16 protein-coding genes and 1 tRNA gene are annotated in these 20595 nt (G+C 38.3%); 9 read left to right on the top strand and 8 right to left on the bottom strand.

Translation table 11 applies throughout. The features are described from left to right. Together Sarmat_RS00300 and Sarmat_RS00295 are read left to right on the top strand one after the other, a co-directional pair. Positions 1-566 (top strand): transposase family protein (locus tag Sarmat_RS00300; RefSeq protein ID WP_207187022.1); only part of this gene is annotated, 566 nt, incomplete at its 5' end. A 31-nt stretch (positions 567-597) separates the two neighbouring features. Continuing rightward, on the top strand, positions 598-768 hold the full coding sequence (locus tag Sarmat_RS00295; RefSeq protein ID WP_202148862.1) for a hypothetical protein: 171 nt from the start codon (positions 598-600) through the stop codon (positions 766-768). A gap of 125 nt (positions 769-893) precedes the next feature. Here the strand turns inward: Sarmat_RS00295 and Sarmat_RS00290 are convergent, their stop codons facing one another. Then, positions 894-3611 carry a 2-oxoglutarate dehydrogenase E1 component gene (locus Sarmat_RS00290; RefSeq protein ID WP_202148861.1) on the bottom strand — a complete coding sequence of 906 codons (2718 nt, stop codon included), beginning with the start codon at positions 3609-3611 and terminating at the stop codon, positions 894-896. Between the two features lie 115 nt (positions 3612-3726). On the opposite strand from Sarmat_RS00290, the gene Sarmat_RS00285 reads away from it, so the two are divergent. The 3 genes from Sarmat_RS00285 to Sarmat_RS00275 all read left to right on the top strand — a co-directional run bounded on the left by Sarmat_RS00285 (position 3727) and on the right by Sarmat_RS00275 (position 7967). Next, positions 3727-4677: an RluA family pseudouridine synthase gene (locus Sarmat_RS00285; RefSeq protein WP_202148860.1), complete on the top strand. Its 951-nt coding sequence runs from the start codon at positions 3727-3729 to the stop codon at positions 4675-4677. A gap of 85 nt (positions 4678-4762) precedes the next feature. Beyond that, positions 4763-4837, top strand: a tRNA-Gly gene (locus Sarmat_RS00280). Between the two features lie 154 nt (positions 4838-4991). Continuing rightward, complete coding sequence (locus Sarmat_RS00275; RefSeq protein WP_202148859.1) at positions 4992-7967, top strand: hypothetical protein; 2976 nt, start codon at positions 4992-4994, stop codon at positions 7965-7967. Between the two features lie 195 nt (positions 7968-8162). Here Sarmat_RS00275 and bamA read toward each other — a convergent pair whose 3' ends face one another. The 6 genes from bamA to Sarmat_RS00245 all read right to left on the bottom strand — a co-directional run bounded on the left by bamA (position 8163) and on the right by Sarmat_RS00245 (position 16099). Continuing rightward, entirely contained in the window at positions 8163-10454 is a 2292-nt protein-coding gene (gene bamA, locus Sarmat_RS00270) for an outer membrane protein assembly factor BamA (protein WP_202148858.1), read from the bottom strand. A 62-nt stretch (positions 10455-10516) separates the two neighbouring features. After that, positions 10517-11536, bottom strand: a complete 1020-nt coding sequence (locus tag Sarmat_RS00265) for a M50 family metallopeptidase (RefSeq protein ID WP_202148857.1) — start codon at positions 11534-11536, stop codon at positions 10517-10519. 47 nt (positions 11537-11583) lie between these two features. Then, on the bottom strand, positions 11584-13902 hold the full coding sequence (locus Sarmat_RS00260; RefSeq protein ID WP_202148856.1) for a penicillin-binding protein 1A: 2319 nt from the start codon (positions 13900-13902) through the stop codon (positions 11584-11586). Between the two features lie 114 nt (positions 13903-14016). Further along, a complete protein-coding gene (miaB, locus tag Sarmat_RS00255; protein WP_202148855.1) occupies positions 14017-15339 on the bottom strand; it encodes a tRNA (N6-isopentenyl adenosine(37)-C2)-methylthiotransferase MiaB in 1323 nt (440 codons plus the stop codon). 90 nt (positions 15340-15429) lie between these two features. After that, positions 15430-15645 carry a translation initiation factor IF-1 gene (gene infA / locus Sarmat_RS00250; RefSeq protein ID WP_202148867.1) on the bottom strand — a complete coding sequence of 72 codons (216 nt, stop codon included), beginning with the start codon at positions 15643-15645 and terminating at the stop codon, positions 15430-15432. Positions 15646-15796: 151 nt separating this feature from the next. Further along, positions 15797-16099 carry a nucleoside triphosphate pyrophosphohydrolase gene (locus Sarmat_RS00245; protein ID WP_202148854.1) on the bottom strand — a complete coding sequence of 101 codons (303 nt, stop codon included), beginning with the start codon at positions 16097-16099 and terminating at the stop codon, positions 15797-15799. Between the two features lie 158 nt (positions 16100-16257). Here Sarmat_RS00245 and ndk point away from each other — a divergent pair, with 158 nt between their 5' ends. From ndk to tsaD, 4 genes are all read left to right on the top strand, one after another. Further along, a complete protein-coding gene (gene ndk, locus Sarmat_RS00240) occupies positions 16258-16680 on the top strand; it encodes a nucleoside-diphosphate kinase (RefSeq protein WP_202148853.1) in 423 nt (140 codons plus the stop codon). Between the two features lie 110 nt (positions 16681-16790). Further along, a complete protein-coding gene (locus Sarmat_RS00235; RefSeq protein WP_202148852.1) occupies positions 16791-18209 on the top strand; it encodes an aspartate kinase in 1419 nt (472 codons plus the stop codon). A gap of 32 nt (positions 18210-18241) precedes the next feature. After that, on the top strand, positions 18242-18997 hold the full coding sequence (locus tag Sarmat_RS00230) for a pseudouridine synthase (RefSeq protein ID WP_202148851.1): 756 nt from the start codon (positions 18242-18244) through the stop codon (positions 18995-18997). Between the two features lie 31 nt (positions 18998-19028). Continuing rightward, the gene (gene tsaD, locus Sarmat_RS00225; protein WP_202148866.1) at positions 19029-20051 is read left to right on the top strand and encodes a tRNA (adenosine(37)-N6)-threonylcarbamoyltransferase complex transferase subunit TsaD; all 1023 of its coding nucleotides are present in this window, start codon (positions 19029-19031) and stop codon (positions 20049-20051) included. Between the two features lie 27 nt (positions 20052-20078). On the opposite strand, the gene Sarmat_RS00220 is transcribed toward tsaD, so the two are convergent. Further along, on the bottom strand, positions 20079-20585 hold the full coding sequence (locus tag Sarmat_RS00220) for an ATP synthase subunit B family protein (protein ID WP_202148850.1): 507 nt from the start codon (positions 20583-20585) through the stop codon (positions 20079-20081). Between the last annotated feature and the right edge of the window lie 10 nt (positions 20586-20595).

Here is a 20595-nt window from a genome sequence, read left to right as displayed (position 1 = left end):
TAGAGCCGCTTATGGCTGGTCTAGTTGCAATTGAGAAGAATCGAGAATTAAGTTACGAAGAGGCGGCCCAGCTAATTGATGTTACTGAGCAAATAATAGAAAAGCCTATCAAAAAACAGAGAGAATATTTTTCAGGCAAGAAAAGGAAGTATACGTTTAAAACAGAAATAAGGGTAAATTCATTTGGACAAATTCGCAATGTTTCGAAATCGTATAAAGGCAGGGATCATGATTTTAAAATTCATAAAGCTGATGATTCTTTACCTATTGGAACAAGGGTTTATGCTGATTCTGGCTATCAGGGCTTAAAGAAAAAACATAATAATGCTAAAACGCCTATTAAGAAAACAAAGAAAAAGCCTTTAACTTACTGGCAAAAGAAATACAACCATATTGTCTCTAAGAGGCGGATCAAGGTTGAGAATATTATTGCAGAGCTAAAGAATTTTCGTATTTTATCTCATAGATATCGCAATAAGCGTAGGGGTTATAATCTAAAGTTTAATATTGTTGCTGGAATTGTTAATTTCAAAAATGATTTCGTTAATAAATTACTTGCCGCTTGATGCTAAAATAGACCTCTTTCGAAACTCGCTCATGATGAGCAAATGCGAGGAGTATACGAAGCACAGAGCCGCAGCGTACATGAAGTACGTGAGGACTTGCGCATCGACAGCGTCGCCACAGTTGCCATCAGGAGTAGAGTTAGGAAAGAGGTCTAATAATCACGAACAACCTTCTTCACCCTTCACATTGGCTAATTGTTAATTAAATACTTACGCAAGAGGTCTAATGAGAGATGTATGCAGTGGATACATTATTACAATGATTAGTGATATTCCGATAACGAGTTAGTCAAATCAACATCACAAAAGTCATGCTTGACGCGAATCTTATTGCACAGCTTGCAGAATAATCTGATCCTGCTCCAATGTATGGCGCGCAGCTAATCCTACCGCCGGCGAAGAGCGCGCATCTCTGCCAATATACGTCATTTGCCCTGGTATAATCTTTAACAATTGTTCGCGCAGGAAGCTCCAAGCCCCCATATTCTCCGGCTCCTCTTGGCACCAAATAAATTGGACATTTGATTTATATTGTAGTTTATTTAAAACACTCTCTATCGCTACCACATCTAGAGGATATATTCTTTCTAACCTGATTAATAACATATTTTTATTAACATTCAGCGAGGCGTTTTGCAAATCATAGTAAATTTTACCACTACAGAAAATTACTTTTTCCACCTCCTTCTCAAGATCTGCGTTGATCTGATCAGTCAAAACGCTTCGAAAGACCCCGCTAACCAAATCATTTATATTGGATACAGCTGCAGGATGTCTCAACAAAGACTTAGGGGTCATCACTACACATGGCCTGACCTGCTTAGCGCTAGCCTGCTCCACAATGAGATGAAAGAAAGATGATGGAGTAGTGGGATAAGCTACCTGCATATTATTTTGTGCACAAAGTTGCAAAAATCTTTCTAATCGTGCAGAGCTGTGTTCTGGTCCTTGCCCTTCTAAGCCATGCGGGAGAAATAACAGTAAATTACTCTTGATACCCCATTTTGCTTCGGCGCTGCTAATGAACTGATCGATCATTATTTGTGCTCCATTCACAAAATCACCGAATTGCGCCTCCCAAATCACTAATGTATCGGAATTGCCGAGCGAATAACCATACTCAAACCCTAGCGCCGCATATTCTGATAAGATGCTATCAAATACCTCGAATTTACCGCATTTGTTGGTTTGTCCATGCGTTACTTGTGCAGACTCTAATTGTGCTAGCGGTATATAACGGTCATCATTAATTTGGCTATGTAGTACGGCATGCCTATGAGAAAAAGTGCCACGGCCAACATCTTGCCCCACTAACCGCACATTCATTCCTCGCTTAATTAACAAAGCATAAGCTAGTTGCTCTGCACTAGCCCAATCTAATGGGCTGCGGTTTTGCAATGTCCTTGCTCTAGCATCAAGCATTTTAGTAATTTTGTGATTAGCTGGAAAGCCCGCAGGGATCTTGCATAATTCCAATCCCAGCTCTATCAATTCCTCTTCTGTAGCGTGTTGTATATTAAATGGCTTGATATCACTTGCTGGTAAAGATGGTTTGTATTGCAAAGCTTTCTGGCGATTCAATTCGAGAGTTTGCTTAAACTGTTTTTGCATTTCTAAAAAAACTTCCTGCTTTAAGATTTTAGCATCCAATAGCTGCTTACTAAATAGTTGCAGCAAACTCGGTTTGTTTTTAATAATGTTGTATATAGGCGCTTGAGTATACATGGGTTCGTCACCCTCATTATGTCCATATTTGCGATAGCAATATAAATCTATCACAACGTCTTGCTTAAACTGTCTAATATAGCTAGCAGCAAAATCGGCGGACATGACAACTTCATCTACTTGTTCGGCATTAACGTGCAAAATAGGTGCAGAGATAATTTTGGCAAAATTGCTTGCATATCTTTGCCCTCTAGTATCTTTAGCGTTAGCGGTGAATCCAAGTTGGTTATTAATAATAACATGTATACTACCTCCCACATTATATGCTTCTAGATCTGACATCGCCAAAGACTCAGCAACTACACCCTGGCCACAAAAAGCCGCGTCCCCATGTATGAGTATGGTGCCGGTAGGTATACCACGGTCTATATTAGCTCTTGCCATGCCACATACAACTGCATTTACTGACTCTAGATGAGATGGGTTGTAGGCTAAAGTTACGTTTAACTTTTTACCATTCACATCAACGCTACCAGAATAACCTAGGTGATATTTCACGTCACCGCAGCATTCAAACTCTAAGCCATGACCCATAAACTCGGCTATTACTGCACTATAAGGTTTACCCAGGATATTTGTAAGCACGTTTAACCTGCCCCTGTGAGCCATGCCTAATATTACGTTACTTTGCTCTGACTGCTCTAGTATAGATTGCAAAAATACTAGCAGCGCCTCGCACCCTTCTAGAGAGAAGCGCTTGGCGCCAGGAAATTGGGTGTGTAGATATTGTTCAAACATTTCCCCTTTCATAATTAATTCTAAATGGGAGATTGCTGAAGTTGATTGCTGGTTAGGATAATCATGAGTGGATTGAGTAGGAATTCGACTCTTCTTTGCGAGTAATTGATCCATTAAGTCTTCAAAGTGACTAAATAGCCATTCTTTCTTCTGAATATCATCGATGTAATCAAATTCTACTCCGATAGAACCAGCGTAGCGATTACGAGATATCATTGCTTTTTGAGCGTCATGCGGGTGAGTTTTGAGTTGTTTTAGGTATTGCGAATATTGCGATGTTTTGTTTTTCTTATGAGTAGTGAGTGGGTCAAGATGCGCTAAGAAATGCCCATATTTTCTATAGTAATTACGAATTTCTTCATCAATATGCAGTGAATGAGATGGCGGGCGGATAGTATCTTGTCTTTTTATTGCTTCAAAAAAGATGCGCCATTGGCTCGATACGCTAGATGGATTAGCGCAGTAGTCTTGGTATATTTGTTCTATCAAAGGGGCGTTTGAAATTAATAGCTCATAACCAGATGCGACGTCTAAGTAATTTTCGAATAATTCGATTTTTTTATCACTTTTTATGCTGTTCATAAAAATTTATAGCTTAAACTTGAATTCAAATTTATAATGTATAACCAAATTATTAATTTTGTAAGAAGGTTTAACGCTAGAAAGTAAAACTGCTAAATAACTTTACTAAACTGCTATGCGCACATCTCACATCACCGTATTGACGGTACAAATTAACTATGCCGTAAGGTTAGATAAATACCTTAGAATCGAATATGGGTCCATTCAACAGTCTAATATTGAAAAGGCTATAAGAAAAGGAGATATTCTTGTGAATTCTCACAAAACTCATAGCGCTTATAGGGTACAAAATGGCGACGAGATTACGATTTACAGATTAAACTCTTTAGTTTCTATTATAGCGCCAAGCACAGTTCAAAACGTGCGATTTTGCGATAATGTTGTTGGTTTGGCAAATAAGATGCTAGATCAGTGGCGTGTGTATGAAGATGATAACCTAATTGCAATTAACAAACCTACTAAAATTCCTACTCAGGGTGGTAGTAAGGTTTTAATATCGATTGACCATGCTATCGCCTACATTAATTACATTAATAACTATTCGCATTTTGATTTATGGCGTTTAGTACATAGGTTAGATAAAGACACTAGTGGAGTGTTAATGATTGCCAAAAACCTAACTGCAGCACAGAAAATTGCACATGGTTTTAAAATGCATGATATTACGAAAACTTACTATGCCGTGGTGTCTGGTCATCCCCCAAAGGATCGGGGTGTGATAGATAGTTATATTGCTTCGAAAGATTCAAAAGGCCAGATGCAGGTGCAAGCAAATAATAGCGTGACTCATTATCAATTAATTACTAAATTAAGAGGTATTGAAAATGGCGTAGATTGGCAGGGAAGTTTGATAGCGTTTCGGCCTAAAACCGGACGTAATCATCAGATTCGCATACATGCAGCCAGTATTGATTGTCCTATAGTAGGGGATCGTAAGTATGGTGGACGCGAAGAAAAATATATGTTGTTACATGCTAAGGAATTAACTATCCCTTCATCGTTATTGGGTAATGAGATTGAGTTAAGCGCTCCTCTGCCATTTTATTTTAATAAGTTTCTTAATTAACTTATTACCGAATATTTGCGTGATATTTTTTTAATATATTCTTGACTTGTGTATAAATCTTGATTAAAATGAATTTGTTCTGTTTGCGGGTGTAGCTCAGGGGTAGAGCGCTACCTTGCCAAGGTCGAAGTCGAGAGTTCGAATCTCTTCACCCGCTCCAGTATAATCTACTTCTTATATTCTTCTCTTCTTATACCCCTTACCCCCCCCTTTTTTTTTTATTTTCTACTTACCCCCTCTATATTATCTCGTTGCTTTATGTTACAATCAATAGTAGAAAAGTTTCTTATGTTTTTTATTATTGATAGGTATTTATGTCACAATTCACTGGAGTGCAAGGTAATATACGACTCGCATCGGGTTCAGAGCAATCTATGAATGTAAATGATCAACAGGCTAAGGTAGATATAGAAAACCTAAGAAATGCATATCGAGCACATTTAACCAATGTTCGCAGTATTTTTCATGGAGTTGACTCTCTCCAAGCACAAAAGTATAGTGGATCTTCTCATCACTTTCTTAGCGTGGAAGAAATGGAGGAAATGCATAAGACGTTCAATGAGCAGAGTATTCGTGGCGCATTAAATGATTTTCAAAAAGTACAAAAGATTATTTTTGCAGCAGCTGGCGACGATAAGGGCAAAGGTAAAATTTCTTGGCAGGAAGACAGTACTAATAATTTCAATAATCAACAACAAGGCGTTAAGATTATACAGAGAAAGTTAGGTGGAGATGGTGTCGATAACTCACTTGTAGAAACGAAATATAATTATGATTCATCTATATCTATAACCAGTACCAGCGGGAGTAAATATCAGTTGCAAGGCTATAGAACTGTAGATTTTACAAAATATACAGCTAAAGATGTAACCGTGTCTTTGGTTTTATATGATACAAGTGGCGGATCCATGATACCTATTGAAGGAAATAACGCTTTGCATTTTAGCGTCACCTTTGATTCAAATGGAAAGATAGCTTCTGTGGTAACGCCAACGCCTCTGCAATTTGATCCAAAAACTGGTATTGGGTTTTTTGAGGTAAATAATAAATGCTATACTGTGCCAGTAAATAAAACACAGTATGAGGCATTGACGGCACGAGTGCGAGAGTATGATTTGGCGCGCTCGCAGGAGCGGGTTCAGCAGAATATTTCCGTTCCACAGCAAGATACTTTGACTGTTCAGAAAGACATTCCGGGAGCGAGTATAAATACTCCAGGTGCGAATATTAATAATAACATTCCAAGTAATCAAACCCAGCAACCGATCAGGCCGTGGCCGCAAGAACCGCAGCAGACAATTACAACTCCTGAAGTTAATAATAACTTATCTAATACCGCATCTAATACTACCAATACGAAGCAAACAAATAATCAAACGTCTTCTACGCCTAATGATAACTTTCTAAGTAACCAAGGATTGCAGCAGCAAACACCACGTGTATCGGAGATTGTTAATCCATCGCAGTATGTTATTACCCATACTAATAATTCTATTCCGGTTCCGAATAATTCTAATGTGCAGCCAGATACTGTAATCCCTGCAATTAATAATAACTCATCTAATACTACCAATACGAAGCAAACAAATAATCAAACACCCTCCACAGCTGGCCAAGATGATGTAAAGGTGGACAATGCAGGGCAGGGAGCTAGCAACAATCCTCAGGTGTTACCCGTCAGTTCAAGTGATAGATTTGACGAGCCATATAGAGAATCTGCACCTTACAATTCTTCATTGTATACAGAGAGTGATAGAGATAATGCGAATAACAGTAGATATGATGACAATGATACAAAGTCTTATATTACGGAAACTACTAATCCTGACGATATAGATGATCTTATTACAGAGACTGATATATATGACAAAGATTATCAGTATTTGTCTTTAAAAGCGATGGAAGAGAGACAGGTGAGTCAGGGTATTATAACTAAAATAAAAGAAATGTTTGCGCTACTTTATCAACGAATAAAACTATTGTTTTTAAAGCAAACTGATCAAGTAAAGTCTCTTGCATTTAAAGAAGTAACGCATTTAAATGACCAAATAGGTAATGCGATCAGCACCATTCATACTATTAAAAATAATGCGGAAAAAAGTTTAGATAGTATACAGAATAAAGCGGAGCAGTTAGTACAAACTGGCGAGCGAAAGATTCAGTATGCAACAGAGCAAGTTCGTCAAGGACAACTAAAAATAGAGAAACAAATACAATCTAAAACGCAAAGTGCTATTGATAATATACAAGAAGGTATAGATAATGCTGTGAATAGTATAAATAGTAATGCTGAACAGTTTGTGCAAAAAGTTGATGAGAATATCTCAAACACTATAAATAATACTATGCAGGGGCTGAATCACAAAATAGATCAGAATATAAATACGGAAAAGTTCGTTGGCGGGTCGATGCATGAATACGCGAGAAACAATCAGCATGAAATAATGAAGAAAGTTAATGAGATGCAGAATGATAAGAATGGTGTGCGACATAACAAAGATACACTGAAGAGTACGCAAGTAAATCAAGACGTCGTGGCATTGGTGCAAAACGTCCAAAAACAGGTGCAGCTAAGTAAATCTCCGAAAAAATCGCATTCTATTCACGTACAAGATCAGCTAACACAATCAGATAGACGCGAGACTCCTATTGCACAAAACTCGGATCATACAAAGCAGGATTCGCGGAATATTCGGAATCAAAGAGATACGCAACAGCTCCAGTCGCAGGTCGCCGGCTCCGCGATAGCAGGGCGTCATAAGAGCGGAAAGCGATGGAAAGTAGATGAGGCAGGTGTGGGAGAAGGAAATGGAGGTGCGAAATGGACGAATGTGGATAAGAGCGCTCATACAGTACAGCATTTGAATAATAGACCTCTTTCGAAACTCGTTCATGATGAGCAAATGCGAGGAGTATACGAAGCACAGAGCCGCAGCGTACATGAAGTACGTGGGGACTTGCGCATCGGAGCGACGAAGCGGTTGCCATCAGAAGTAGAGTTAGGAAAGAGGTCTAATGAACAGAAGGCGCAGCAGATCAAGAGCATTGTTGACCTAACAAAGAAAACAAAAACAAGCGGGCAAAAGACTGATGAGCGTAAAATATCAGAGAGCGTAGAGCGTGATAAGTCCCAATCTAGACCTAACGTGAAAGAGATGGCGGCAAGAATTGAAAGCAAAACAGAAAGCGACAGAAAGCGCCAACAAGCAAATACTGGTTCAAAGACGTGGAGAGAAGATAATAACGGCAGAAGAGAAGGAAATGGAGGCTTGGGATGGATAAAACGATAAAAACACAGCCCCGATAAGCTCCTGACGCTAACCGTGTTGGGCTCCAATGCTTGCGTCGGCTAACTTCCGCATCATGCGCTTTGTTTGCTCCCTGCTCCATGCATTTCGCCCAACCTCTGCTGCGTGGTTTCAAAAAGAGGTTTAATGCATGGAATAGCAAATTAAAGCAAAAAGTAGAGTGAGCGAGCGAGCTATTTAAAAATCAGTCGCCATATTAATAAAGAATCTTTCCACTACATCCTCTTTTTTCAAATATCGTACTGGCCAGCTAAAGTATATCTGAATAGGCATCAAACTTGTTTGCCAGTTGATGCCAACTCCAACAGAAGTGCGAAAATAATTACCCTCAGATATCTCATATCCATATTTATTTTGTATAGCTTTAGAAATACCCCACACATTTCCTACATCACAAAACACCACACCTTTTACATTAAATTCTTTAGGTGCGCCTATAGGAAACTGCAGTTCTGCAGAGCCAGCATAATAGTTTTGTCCACCCAAGTGAGTTTTTGTTTTAGTATCCATAGGACCCACGCCGCCATAAGCAAAGCCACGCAAACTAATACCACCTAAATTTAAGCGATCATTAATTCTAAGCATATTATCTACAGCCATAATATTACCAACGGATGCGCCAACTTTTAAAAATATCGAATTATTTTTAAAATACTGAATAACCCTAAACTCCAATTCATTTTTAAAATATTTATTATTACCACCAAGACCAGCGAATGACTCAGAGAACACAACGTTATAACCGCGTCGTGCAGCAATATTACTATCCATAGCAAAATAGCGTAGTTTTTGACCTATGGCAGAGGTGACAAAATTACCCATCTGCTCACGCAATAAAGGTGAGGAGGTGCTGCTAGGCGCCTTTAAATTATCATCTTTGATGAGATAGTTCACTGAGTGAGATAGGCGGTCTGTGATATCATATTGCAAACTATTATCAAAACTAAAAGTTTTTTGATTATAAGATTCGCTCACATTCACTGCCTTTTTGCCGCCCTTCTGTACGCCAATATATAGCGCACTAGTATACTCCAAATCTTTATCGAAAAAACGCGGTTCCGTAATAGAACCTACAAAGCTGAGCTTGCTATTTTTAGCAATCTGAGCCATTAAATTAAGGTTTTTACCAGTACCACAGAAATTTCTTTCTTTGAAATACACATTACCAAAGATGCCACTAGTAGTGTTATATCCAGCGCCAGCGCCAATTTGAGCGGTGCTTTTTTCCTGAACTTCTAGATTAATATTATATTTATCCAGCCCTTGTTCTGCCTGCGTAACGGTAGGATTCAGTTCAAAATAATCTAGCGCTTTTAGATTCGAAACCCCACCTGCAAACATAGAGCTATTAAATATATCGCCTTCTGATAATTTAAATCTACTTCTAATTACGGAATCTTTTGTTTTAACATTACCAATGATATTGATGCGATTTACGTAGTATTTCGCTCCTAAATCAATAGAGAAGTGCACATTTGCTATCCTAGTATTAGGATCTGTTTGAATTTGCGGAGTAATATTAGCTTGCGCATAGCCTATATCGCTTAATCGGGCATTAATCGCTTCTATTACTGCATTTACGTGATTAATGTTAAAAACATCTCCAGTCTTAATAAACTTGAGATATTTAGAGAAGTCTTCCTTTAAGTCTGGTATATTATCGGTTAGACCTACCTTGCCAAAAGAATATTTGATACCTTCAGAAATAGTATAAGTGATAGAGAATGAGTCCTTGGCCTGCGATAGTTCTGCTGTGGCTGAGAGCACTTGCGCATCTGCAAAACCAACTGACTTATAGAATGCAGTGAGTAGCTCTTTATCATACTCCACCTTATATGGGCTATATGTATCGTTTGCAAAGAATCGATACCATCTACTCTCTTTAGTAACTATCACAGCCTGTAGCTCACGGGAGGAGTAGCAGTCGTTACCTACAAAATAAACATGACGTACGAGCGTTTTGGGCCCCTCTATTATTTTGAAAGTAATATCCACAACATTACTAGTTCTTGCTTTAATATGCGGGGTGATTTTTACGTTAAATCTACCAGATGCCTTATATAACTCAACCATTCTTTCCACGTCTGCGGCTATTTTGGTTTTATTTAGCGCTTGGCCAGCCTTACTGTAAACCTCGTTACCCAATGCGTCTGATTTAATTTTACTATTTCCTGAAAAAATAATTTTATGAATCAGCGGATTTTCTTTTACCAACACTAACACAACACCGTTATCGCAATTTAGCTGTACATCTTCAAAAAAACCACTAGCAAATAATGCTTTAATAGCTTGGTCTTTTTTGGTTTCTGTTAAATTTTGCCCAACATCTAGATTTAAATAATTTAAAATCGTAGATGTTTCTATTCTATAATTTCCATCTATTTTTACCGATTTGATTACTTGCGCTTGTACCTGTACTTGGGAGAATAATAGAACAAAAGAAAAAAAGAAAAATAATAAACGCTTCATATTTTATTGCTAATGATAAACTTACGCTTCGATGCGTAAATTCTAATCTATTTTATTAAGTATTACAAAGCATTTATATCATTTAATAAAGAAATTACAAGTAAGAACAGTACTAAAGCGCTACCTATCCACCCCATAATTTTTTCTAAAACCAGTATAAATTGTTTTGGCAACAGTAATTCTAGGGACATCAAAAATAATTTTCCTCCGTCAAAAGGTGGAATTGGCAATAAATTGAATATTGCCAGATTGATTGATAGTGTTGTAGCAAGCATTAAAAACGCGCCCCAGAATGTATTATTATTTTTACTTAAATCACTAGCTGCAGTATACACGCTAATAATGCCATTGATTTGAGAGTATTGATGGGTTGTGAAGGCTCGATATAATTGTCGAATTATATCTTGTGTTTGCGTAGCAATATGATGCACAGTAGTCGAAATGCTGCTGAAAAATTGATGAGGTGAGCCTGATGTATATTTGAAAACTATTCCGATAATTTGCTTCTCTTCCAAAGCCTCAGGTTCTATTTGTAGAGTGTATGAGCTGTTATTCGCTCTGCGAAACTGCATTAATATAGGTAGTTTTGATGATATAGCCTTTTTAATTATTTTAGTTGTTCCGCTTTTTTCATCCAATGGGATATTGTTGACGCTCAGCAAAGTATCGCCCTTTTTCACGCCTACCATTTGCGCATAAGAACTAGGTACCACCCCATCTACAACATTACCTATCTGGGGCACCCCATCGTGGAAGTAATGAGAAAATAGTAGAATGAATGCTAATATGAAATTCGCCAGTGGCCCCGCTACTACAATTGCAAATCTCGCCATCAAAGATTTATTGCAAAAGGCTGAAGAGTCGTTTATATCTGTGCCATGATATCCATGCAAACTAACAAACCCACCAAGAGGTATTAGGCGAATTTGCCACTGTGTACCGTTCCCAAAACTCGTATAAAGTATTTTTTTACCAAAGCCAATAGAAAATTCTATAACTTTAACATTATTCAAAATAGCTAAAAAATAATGGCCTAGTTCATGACTCACTACAATCAACAATAGAGCGAATATGCTATACATAGAATAATTTTTTCTGAGATTATGAAGAGTAAGTAACTAAAGGTTTATTAATAAATAATACCATTATAATTATCTTTATCATTCTTTTTGTCGATTTTATTGAATATATCATCATTATGATGCATATTGTTTAAAAATTTTCTCATAGGTTCCTGAATGCCATGCACTTCTTTAAATGCAATATCTGAAGGCACTACAAATTCAATAGAACCAACAGAAGCATAAGATTGTTGCATAAATTCTATAAATACAGGTAGTGCTACACTGCCGCCAGTAGCTGATTGCCCCAGTGATTTAGGTTGGTCAAACCCCATGTAGGTGCCCACCACTACATAAGGAGTAAAACCCATAAACCATACATCTTTGCTATCATTAGTTGTGCCAGTTTTACCAGCTATTGTTTTACCAAGACAAAGCGCTTTGCGCGCAGTGCCTCTTTGCACAACTCCAGTGAGCATGGAGACTAACTGATAGTTCGTGGCTGAGTCTATCAAGCGCTGCGTTTGCACTGGGGGGATGTCTGGGGGGGTGTCTTGATTATCGGTAATAGCGAATTTTTTGCCAGCTCTCGTATCTCGCCTATACAACACTCTGCCGTTTCTATCTTTGATCATTTCTATAAAATGTAAATTCACTTTACAGCCATCATTTGCAAGGGCTGCATAGGCGCAGCTCATTTTTTCTAAAGTAGTTTCTAGTGCGCCAAGCACCACCGAATATCTTTGAGTGGGATTTGGATGGATTTCCAGTCTTTTAATTAGAGATACTATATGCTCTAATCCCACCTCCTTTGCGACGCGCACGGTAACTAAATTACGAGATCTTTCTAGACCCGTACGCATAGTAATTTGTCCTAAAAAATTATTTCTATAATTTTTTGGACGCCAGATAGGAAGGCCTGGGCCTTGGTAGATATCTATTGGACCATCGCTAAAGATTTTAGTTTGTTCTATACCATCTTCTAGAGCTGCGAGATAAACGAAAGGTTTGATTGTAGAGCCTGGTTGGCGCATAGCTTGCGTGACTCTATTGAATTTATTTTCCTCAAAATCATATCCTCCTTGCATAGCTAACACTTTGCCGTCCGTAGGATTTATTACTATAATACCTCCATTGATTTTCGGTTTTTGCGTTAGTAATACTCGCCCATCTTGATGCGTAACAGCAATAATATCGCATATATTGAGAATTTGTTTTATGGATGTGAGGTTAGATTTAGCCCAATTTGCATCTTTGATGTTAAGGCTGTGTTCTGCGGCGCTTACTGAAAGAATTTTAGCATTTTTGTCTTGCACTTCCATCACGCAGGCCCACTCGTAACCAGGAGGGAGGGGGTTTTGTTGTGTAAAATTATTTAATTCTTGTTGCGCATTCTTTAGATCCGTTACTTTGCCAGAGCTACCTCTAAAACCTTTCGAGCGATCGTAATCTTCTATACCTTTGCGCAGAGCATTCTTGGCGTTTTCTTGTATAACGCTATCTAGGCAGGTGACGATGAATAAACCATCATTATAAAAATTTTCTTTTCCTACTATTTTTATTGCCTCATTGCGCACATGTTCTGCGTAATAATGCGCTGATACCGTTTCTGTTTTTGGTCTTTTAGTTAACACAATAGGAGTATCTATAGCCTTCTGCGCTGCTTGAGTGGTGATGTAGCCATCTTCTAGCATTCTATTAATCACATAATCTCTACGAATCTTTGCGCGATTATAGTTTTTTTCAGGATTAACCGAAGACGGTGCTTTAGGTAGGGCGGCTAGTAGGGCAGACTCTTCTATAGTTAATTCATCAAGAGATTTGTTAAAATACGCTTGGGCAGCAGCGACTACCCCATAGCCCTTGCCTAGAAAAATTTGATTTAAGTAGAGTTCTAACACTCTTTCTTTGCTAAAAATCTGAGATACTCGATATGATAAAATAGCCTCTTTGATTTTGCGCGAAATGGAGCGCTCATTGCCTAATAAAAAGTTTTTGACTACTTGTTGAGTGATGCTTGATCCACCCTCTACCCTTTTATTTTGTAGGAGATTAATGATGCTATTGATTGCAGCTCTAGTGGTACTAACTAGATCTAAACCTTGATGTTGAAAAAAATTTTTATCTTCTGCTGAAACGAATGCGTCTACTAAAGATTTTGGAATAAGTTTGAATGGTACAAATATGCGATGCTCTGTTGCGTATTCTTCTAACAACTTACCATCATAGGAATAAATGCGTGTAACGCAGGGAGGGTAGTAGTTTTCTAACTCGCTGTAGTTTGGTAAGTCCTTGGAGTAATAAAAAAATAAAACGGCGAACAGAGCTGCGCCAAGAGTGGAGGCGACGGCTAAGCATTTTAGACAGAACGCGAAGACTTTGAACAAACAAACCTCTTTTATTATTTTTTTTGTCTACATATTATATAAAAACAATACAAGGATATATAACATTTAAATTTAAATGAATTTAAACGAATATCCTAAAACTATATAATGTTTTTACACCACTACTCCTCGCACACTATTAGCATAACCTTTCTCAATTTTCACATCCACTAACTTATTTAATAAATCTTGAGCATTGTCTATATAAACAGAATGCATATAAGGAGAGTTGCCAACTACTTGGTTTGGATGTTTACCAATTTTGTCAAACAGTACTGGCATGACATGACCAACACACGCTTTATTAAAATTATGATACATCGAGCGTATTAGTTGTTGCAACCTCTGCAACCTTTCATATTTCACTTCCGATGGTATTTGCTCTGCCGTAGCAGCTGGCGTGCCTGGCCTTGGACTATACATAAAAGAAAAACAGTTCATATATCCCACTTGCTCTACTAACTTCATAGTTTGCTCGAAATCTTCTTCGGTCTCGGTGGGAAAGCCTACTATAATATCTGTATGCAAGGCAATATCTGGCCTAGCAGCCCTGAGCTGGTCTATGACTTCTAAATAATACTGCGCAGTGTGTTTTCTATTCATTGCACTTAAGATTTTGTCTGAACCTGATTGAATGGGCAAATGTAGGAATGGCATGAGTTTTTCTTCTTTGCCATGCAATGCGATTAAATCTTGGCTCATGTCTCTTGGGTGAGAAGTGGTGTATCTAATTCTTTGCAAGCTAGAAATTTGAGCGATTTTAGAGATGAGGTCTGCTAAAGAATAAGTAGAACCATTAAAACTACCATGATACGCATTCACATTCTGACCTAACAACACAATTTCTTTCGCGCCATTCGCAGCCAGCATCAATGCTTCATTGTATACCTGCTCTACTGGGCGAGAAAACTCTGCTCCTCTAGTATATGGCACTACGCAAAAATGACAAAACTTATCGCAACCTTCCTGAATTGAAAGATAGCTCACCACTCCTTGCGCTTTGGAATTTTCTGGCAGTTTATCAAATTTTTCTTCAAAACCAAAATCTAAATCTATTAAATGCCTTCCTTCCAATTTAATTTTTTCCAGCAATGATGGCAGGTTATGATAAGATTGCGGGCCAACCACCACATCTACATATGGTGCGCGTGAAAAGATCTCGCTACCTTCTGCTTGCCCAACACACCCCGCCACTACGATTGTCATGTCTTTTTGTTGGTTTTGCCTTGCCTGTTTGATTTTATTCACTCTACCGAGTTCAGAATAAAGCTTCTCCGCTGCTTTTTCGCGAATATGACAGGTGTTTAGAACAATAACGTCTGCCTCGTCTTTGTCTTGAGTGCTCACATATCCGCATGAGCTAAGCAAGCCTTCGATTCTATCTGAATCATAAACATTCATCTGGCAGCCGTAAGTTTTAATAAATAATTTTTTCATCTCTTCCTTCATGTGCAAGTATACTCAAAATGTATGTGCGATTATATGCTGAACCTAAAACTGGATTATTTATTTTTTAAACTAGTTTGTTTATTTGCGTAACACCACTCGTCCTTTCGTTAAGTCATAGGGCGTCATCTCTACAACCACATTATCACCCATTAAAATTCTGATGCGATTTTTACGCATCCTACCAGAAGTGTGAGCAATAATTATATGACCATTATCTAGTTGAACCTTAAAATGTGCGTTTGGTAGGAGTTCTAGAACTGTGCCAGAAAACTCCATTAATTCTTCTTTTGTCATCAATAAATATTTTTAAGTATATGTAGTTTGCTTTTTAACTCTTTTTTAACTCTAAAAAAAATTAACTGCGATTATAGCATACTACTTTTGTCTGATCAATAATACAAGACGTTAGTTTGACTTAAGACTATTGTATATTGCGTGCATGTTATTAATTATCTGTCGACTCTAAGAATAGCTTTTGTTCGAACGCTCCTCGTTCAGATTTTTTTTTACGTCTCATCGAGTCAAGCTTTTTAACATCATGGCCGATGGCTTTTGCTAATGCATAGATCACTTCTACGATATCGGCTAGCTCCTCCAGGTTTGTTTCCGCAAGAAACTCATCAACTTCTTCGACTAGCTTTTTTTTAAGTTCTAGAAAGTATTCTTCCTCATCAAGTACACGTACATTACAACCTCGCCCAGTTTTCTCGATAATTTTAGGAATTTCATCGCGCACTAACTTTCGCATATTCACCTCTATTCATAATATCCATGGTAGCTTTAATAAAATATTCCGTATATCCATCAAAGCATTAAAGATTAACAATATATTGACATAACAGCAAGAAAACGTGTATAGTTTTGATTCTAGAATAGCTAAATTTTATGCAAATAAGGATTTTATATATGACGGAGCACACTTTATCCATTATTAAACCTGACGCAACTAAGAGAAATATTACTGGTGCGGTCAATGCTTATTTTGAAAAAGCTGGGCTGAGGGTAGTGGCGCAGAAGATGCTAAAGCTTACTGTACAACAGGCATCTGCTTTTTATGCGGAACATAAAGAAAGACCTTTCTTTAATGAATTGGTAGAAAATATTACCGACGGATATGTTGTGGTGCAGGTGTTGCAAGGCAATGATGCTGTATCTATGAACCGCAAAATTATGGGCGCTTATCCTGACCCCGCTCAGTGCGAAGTGGGTACTATCAGACGTGATCTTGGCGTAGATATTAGCAAAAATACTGTACATGGCTCAGATAGCATTGAGAGCGCCAAAAGAGAGATTGCTTTTTTCTTTGCCGCAATTGAAATTATGCAATAAGCTGCGTAAAATTCAAACCGAGCAGAATGCAAACTGAATAGAATGCAAGTATTTCAATTTAGTGAGCGCATCAGCGAGTAAGTAAAAAGTTTTGAGAGTTTCAAGAGTTTATGTCTACTGTCACTCATAACTCCAAAATTATTGTGCAGAAGTTTGGTGGCACCTCTGTAGGTAGTGCGGCGCGCATAGCGCGAGTTGCGCGCATTATAACAAATACTCTGAAGTTAGGTGTTAAACCTGTGATAGTTGTGTCTGCTATGTCTGGCACAACTAATTCGCTCTTAGACTTATGTCATGAGGTTATTGCAGAAGTAGAGCAAGCTGACTCTTCTAGTATTTTTAATCAAATTTCATCAAATAAACATTATAGTTCCTTATCTTCTTCACGGCTAAAATATCTTAATTGTCGTTATAATACACTTATTGAAAAAGATGCTGCGCTTGCTACTGGCGAATGCTTAGCATCGGCCCTGCTCGCCATTGCGTTAAATAGCTTTTCATACGCCGCTTGCTCTTTGCAATTTTGGCAAATACCTATCATCACCAACTCTAGCCATGGCAAGGCGTTAGTAAAAGAGATAGACGTGAGAGCGGTGCATAAAATGTTAGATAGTGGCGTTATTCCCATCATCACAGGTTTTACTGGTGTGAGCGAAACAACTGGGCGCGTTACAACATTAGGAAGAGGTGGTTCTGACACTACCGCGTTATTATTGGCAGCAGCTCTTAATGCCAAAAGATGTGATATTTATACTGATGTCAATGGGGTGTATAGTGCCGATCCACGCATCATACCTCAAGAACAACTCAAAAAATTTCCAATCATTGATGCAAGAACAATGCTAGCGCTCTCTGCGAGTGGGGCGAAGGTGTTAGCTACTCGATGTATGGAAATTTGTTATAGATATAAGATAGATGTGAGGGTGCTTTCTAGCTTTGACTGTAGCGAGGATGGTACGAGCATCTACCATACTGCAAAAGATCCAATTATTAATAACGTCGATGAACAAGGGCGCGGCGCGAAAAAAGAATATGAGTTTAACGAAGTGCGAGAAATGAATAACTGCGTTCAAGAGGGATTAGAAGGGGTGCGAGTGGAATCTATAGTCGTAAACAAATCTCTTTTTCTGTTAACGATGGATGAGGATAGTTGGCAGAGTGGGTTGTCGCTATTAATCGAAAAAGAGGTGGAGATTATGAAAATTATACATCATACACAGGGCGTGACTAAGAGCGTAAGATGCATTTTACCACTAAACGAAGTGGAGGAAGTGAAGAATATACTGAATCAAGCAGATATTCGTTATCATATTAATATGCAAATAGGCGCAGTATCTTTAGTGGGATACGGAATAAAAAATCATGCAAAGCTTTTGCAAATTTTAACGCAGAAGCTGGAGAGTTTTTGTTTAGACGTGGTGATGTTAGAAATAGGAGAGCTTGTGATGTGTGCGTATGTGAATTCGATAGATTTACATCATTTTGTTGAAAGTTTACACAATGCATTAATTGATGAGTTTAAGTTATGATACCACCATCACATAATATCATTTAAAAATTTATGACCCAAAGATTAGCAAAGATTATTGCAGCTCATAGCGTTTATTCTCGAAGAGATGCTGAGCGATTAATTTTAGATGCAAGGGTGGATGTGGATGGTATTGTAGTTTCTGAAGTTGGTTTTAAAATAGGCGATGTAGCGGCTCATAAAATTTGCATCGATGGCGAATTGCTTAATGTGAGCGACATTACTCAGCCTGCAGTATGGCTTTATTATAAGCCAGTTGGAGTGATAACCAGCGCGCGCGATCCTCAAGGGCGGGATTGTGTATTTGAAAGGGTGAAAGGGAGATATGCGCATCTTGCTCAACAAAAAATGATAAGCGTTGGTAGGTTAGATATTAATAGTGAGGGGTTGTTGATACTAACCAATAGCGGCCAATTTGCACGCTATTTAGAGCTGCCGCAGAACAAGATAGCGCGGGAGTATAAGGTGCGAGTATATTGTAAAAAAAATTACATCGAGGAGATGTTTCGATATTTTAAGAACAATAAAACTGTTAGTATAGATTGTATAGATTACTCTTTAGACAGCATTTCTCTCATTTCCAGCAGCCAAAATCATCATTGGTTAAAATTAATTTTGTGGGAAGGTAAAAATCGTGAAATTCGTAAAATTTGCACATTTTTTCATGCCCAGGTTAGTAGATTAATTCGCGTAGGCTATGGGCCGTTTAAGCTAGGAGATCTGAAGCCAGATCAGGTGGCTAATTGTTCTAGTGAGATGATTAAAAAATACTTCCCTCAATTATATTAGCGTTTAGTTTTAGATAAAATTTTAGGTAAAAATAGTGTTTGTATTAGGTATAGAATCTAGTTGCGATGACACGTGTGTGGCAATTATCAACAATAACGAAATATTGGCGAATGTAATTATCTCACAACATATCGAGCAAAAACCTTATGCTGGCGTTGTGCCAGAAATAGCGGCTAGATCGCATGTAACAAACATCCAAACTGCATTCCTAAGAGCCTTAGAGGAAGCTAAAATTAGAAGTGATCAAATTGACGTAGTGGCGGCTTCATGTGGCCCAGGGTTGATTGGAGGGGTGATGGTTGGGTGTGTGTTTGGCAAGACTTTAGCGTCCATTTTAAAAAAACCTTTCATTGCAGTAAACCATCTGGAAGGACACGCGCTCATGGTGCGCTTGGTGTATAAATTAGACTATCCTTATTTATTGCTGCTAGTTTCTGGTGGACATTCGCAGTTCATTCAGGTACGGGGGTTAGGTAGATACAAGATATTAGGTACTACATTAGACGATGCCGTAGGCGAAGCTTTTGATAAGGTGGCTAAGATGCTGAATTTAGGATTTCCAGGTGGGCCAGAAATAGAAAGGAGGGCGAGTAAGGGCTTTCCTATATACGATTTACCTAAGCCATTAATTAATCAGGACCATTGCAATTTGTCTCTTTCTGGCTTAAAGACCGCAGCAAAGTTATTAATCGAGAAACTCGCTCCTATGGACGAACAAAAGATTAATGATGTATGCGCTAGTTTTCAGCAAGTGGTAGCTCAGATGCTGCGAGTTAAAACCCTCAAAGCTATGCAATTGTATGAACAGTTTGAAACGGGCGGTGGCGAGCGCAGTTTTGTTTTATCAGGCGGGGTAGGGGCTAACTTATATATTAGACAAATGTTAACTCAGAGCGCTGCAGAGATGGGATATAATTTTCTTGTACCACCAATTAATTTATGCACTGATAATGGAGTGATGATAGCGCAAGCAGGATGGGAGCGATTTTGCGCTCAGAAACAAAACGACTTACTATTTAGACCCAGAGCGAGGTGGAGTTTGGAGGAAAAATAACCCGCTTGTGTGTTGACGTGGTTTCGTTTAATTTGTGACGCGCTTCTTCTTGCGTTCTGGTTCCGATGAGAAGCCTAACTTCTGAGCTATCTCTAAATCACTAGCATTTACCTCCGCGCCTTTTAAATACTCTACCACAGCTGCAGATACTATATCTTTCAGTTGAGTTTCAAATTGCTCATGCGATGCACGCGCGCTGGCTTCGAAGCGTAAGGTAGCATCAACCTTCTTACGCTCAATAAAAGATTCTAGCTCGAGAGTCTTGCGCTCTAGCATATCTTTCGCCTGAGTGCGAGCACTTGCAAGCACTGACCCCTTTTCTGCATTAAGTTTACCTATCCCCTCTTCGGCGCGACGTAGGGAAGTGTGAGCTTCATTTTTAAGTTGTTCTAGCTCTTCAAATTTCTTCTTGATATCGTCGATATTCTTATCTAAAACCCCTAAAAAATTTTTGCGCACAGGCCGATATAATGCGTATATAAACGCGATAAAGCAGAGGGCTATTATAAAGTTTTCACTAATGATGTGGTGCATGATCTTCTAT

This window comes from Candidatus Sarmatiella mevalonica (assembly GCF_016751895.1).
In the GTDB taxonomy this organism is placed as follows: domain Bacteria; phylum Pseudomonadota; class Alphaproteobacteria; order Rickettsiales; family Rickettsiaceae; genus Sarmatiella; species Sarmatiella mevalonica.
Note: the sequence above shows the minus strand (reverse complement) of the source record. Positions and strands in the feature narration are given on the sequence as shown.

What these genes read in the sequence shown, in the direction of transcription:
- Sarmat_RS00220 (WP_202148850.1), bottom strand. Translation starts at nt 20,585, where the DNA reads ATGCACCACATCATTAGTGAAAACTTTATAATAGCCCTCTGCTTTATC.
- Sarmat_RS00265 (WP_202148857.1), bottom strand. Translation starts at nt 11,536, where the DNA reads ATGTATAGCATATTCGCTCTATTGTTGATTGTAGTGAGTCATGAACTA.
- bamA (WP_202148858.1), bottom strand. Translation starts at nt 10,454, where the DNA reads ATGAAGCGTTTATTATTTTTCTTTTTTTCTTTTGTTCTATTATTCTCC.
- Sarmat_RS00295 (WP_202148862.1), top strand. Translation starts at nt 598, where the DNA reads ATGATGAGCAAATGCGAGGAGTATACGAAGCACAGAGCCGCAGCGTAC.
- Sarmat_RS00245 (WP_202148854.1), bottom strand. Translation starts at nt 16,099, where the DNA reads ATGCGAAAGTTAGTGCGCGATGAAATTCCTAAAATTATCGAGAAAACT.
- Sarmat_RS00290 (WP_202148861.1), bottom strand. Translation starts at nt 3,611, where the DNA reads ATGAACAGCATAAAAAGTGATAAAAAAATCGAATTATTCGAAAATTAC.
- Sarmat_RS00275 (WP_202148859.1), top strand. Translation starts at nt 4,992, where the DNA reads ATGTCACAATTCACTGGAGTGCAAGGTAATATACGACTCGCATCGGGT.
- infA (WP_202148867.1), bottom strand. Translation starts at nt 15,645, where the DNA reads ATGACAAAAGAAGAATTAATGGAGTTTTCTGGCACAGTTCTAGAACTC.
- miaB (WP_202148855.1), bottom strand. Translation starts at nt 15,339, where the DNA reads ATGAAAAAATTATTTATTAAAACTTACGGCTGCCAGATGAATGTTTAT.
- Sarmat_RS00285 (WP_202148860.1), top strand. Translation starts at nt 3,727, where the DNA reads ATGCGCACATCTCACATCACCGTATTGACGGTACAAATTAACTATGCC.
- Sarmat_RS00235 (WP_202148852.1), top strand. Translation starts at nt 16,791, where the DNA reads ATGTCTACTGTCACTCATAACTCCAAAATTATTGTGCAGAAGTTTGGT.
- Sarmat_RS00230 (WP_202148851.1), top strand. Translation starts at nt 18,242, where the DNA reads ATGACCCAAAGATTAGCAAAGATTATTGCAGCTCATAGCGTTTATTCT.
- ndk (WP_202148853.1), top strand. Translation starts at nt 16,258, where the DNA reads ATGACGGAGCACACTTTATCCATTATTAAACCTGACGCAACTAAGAGA.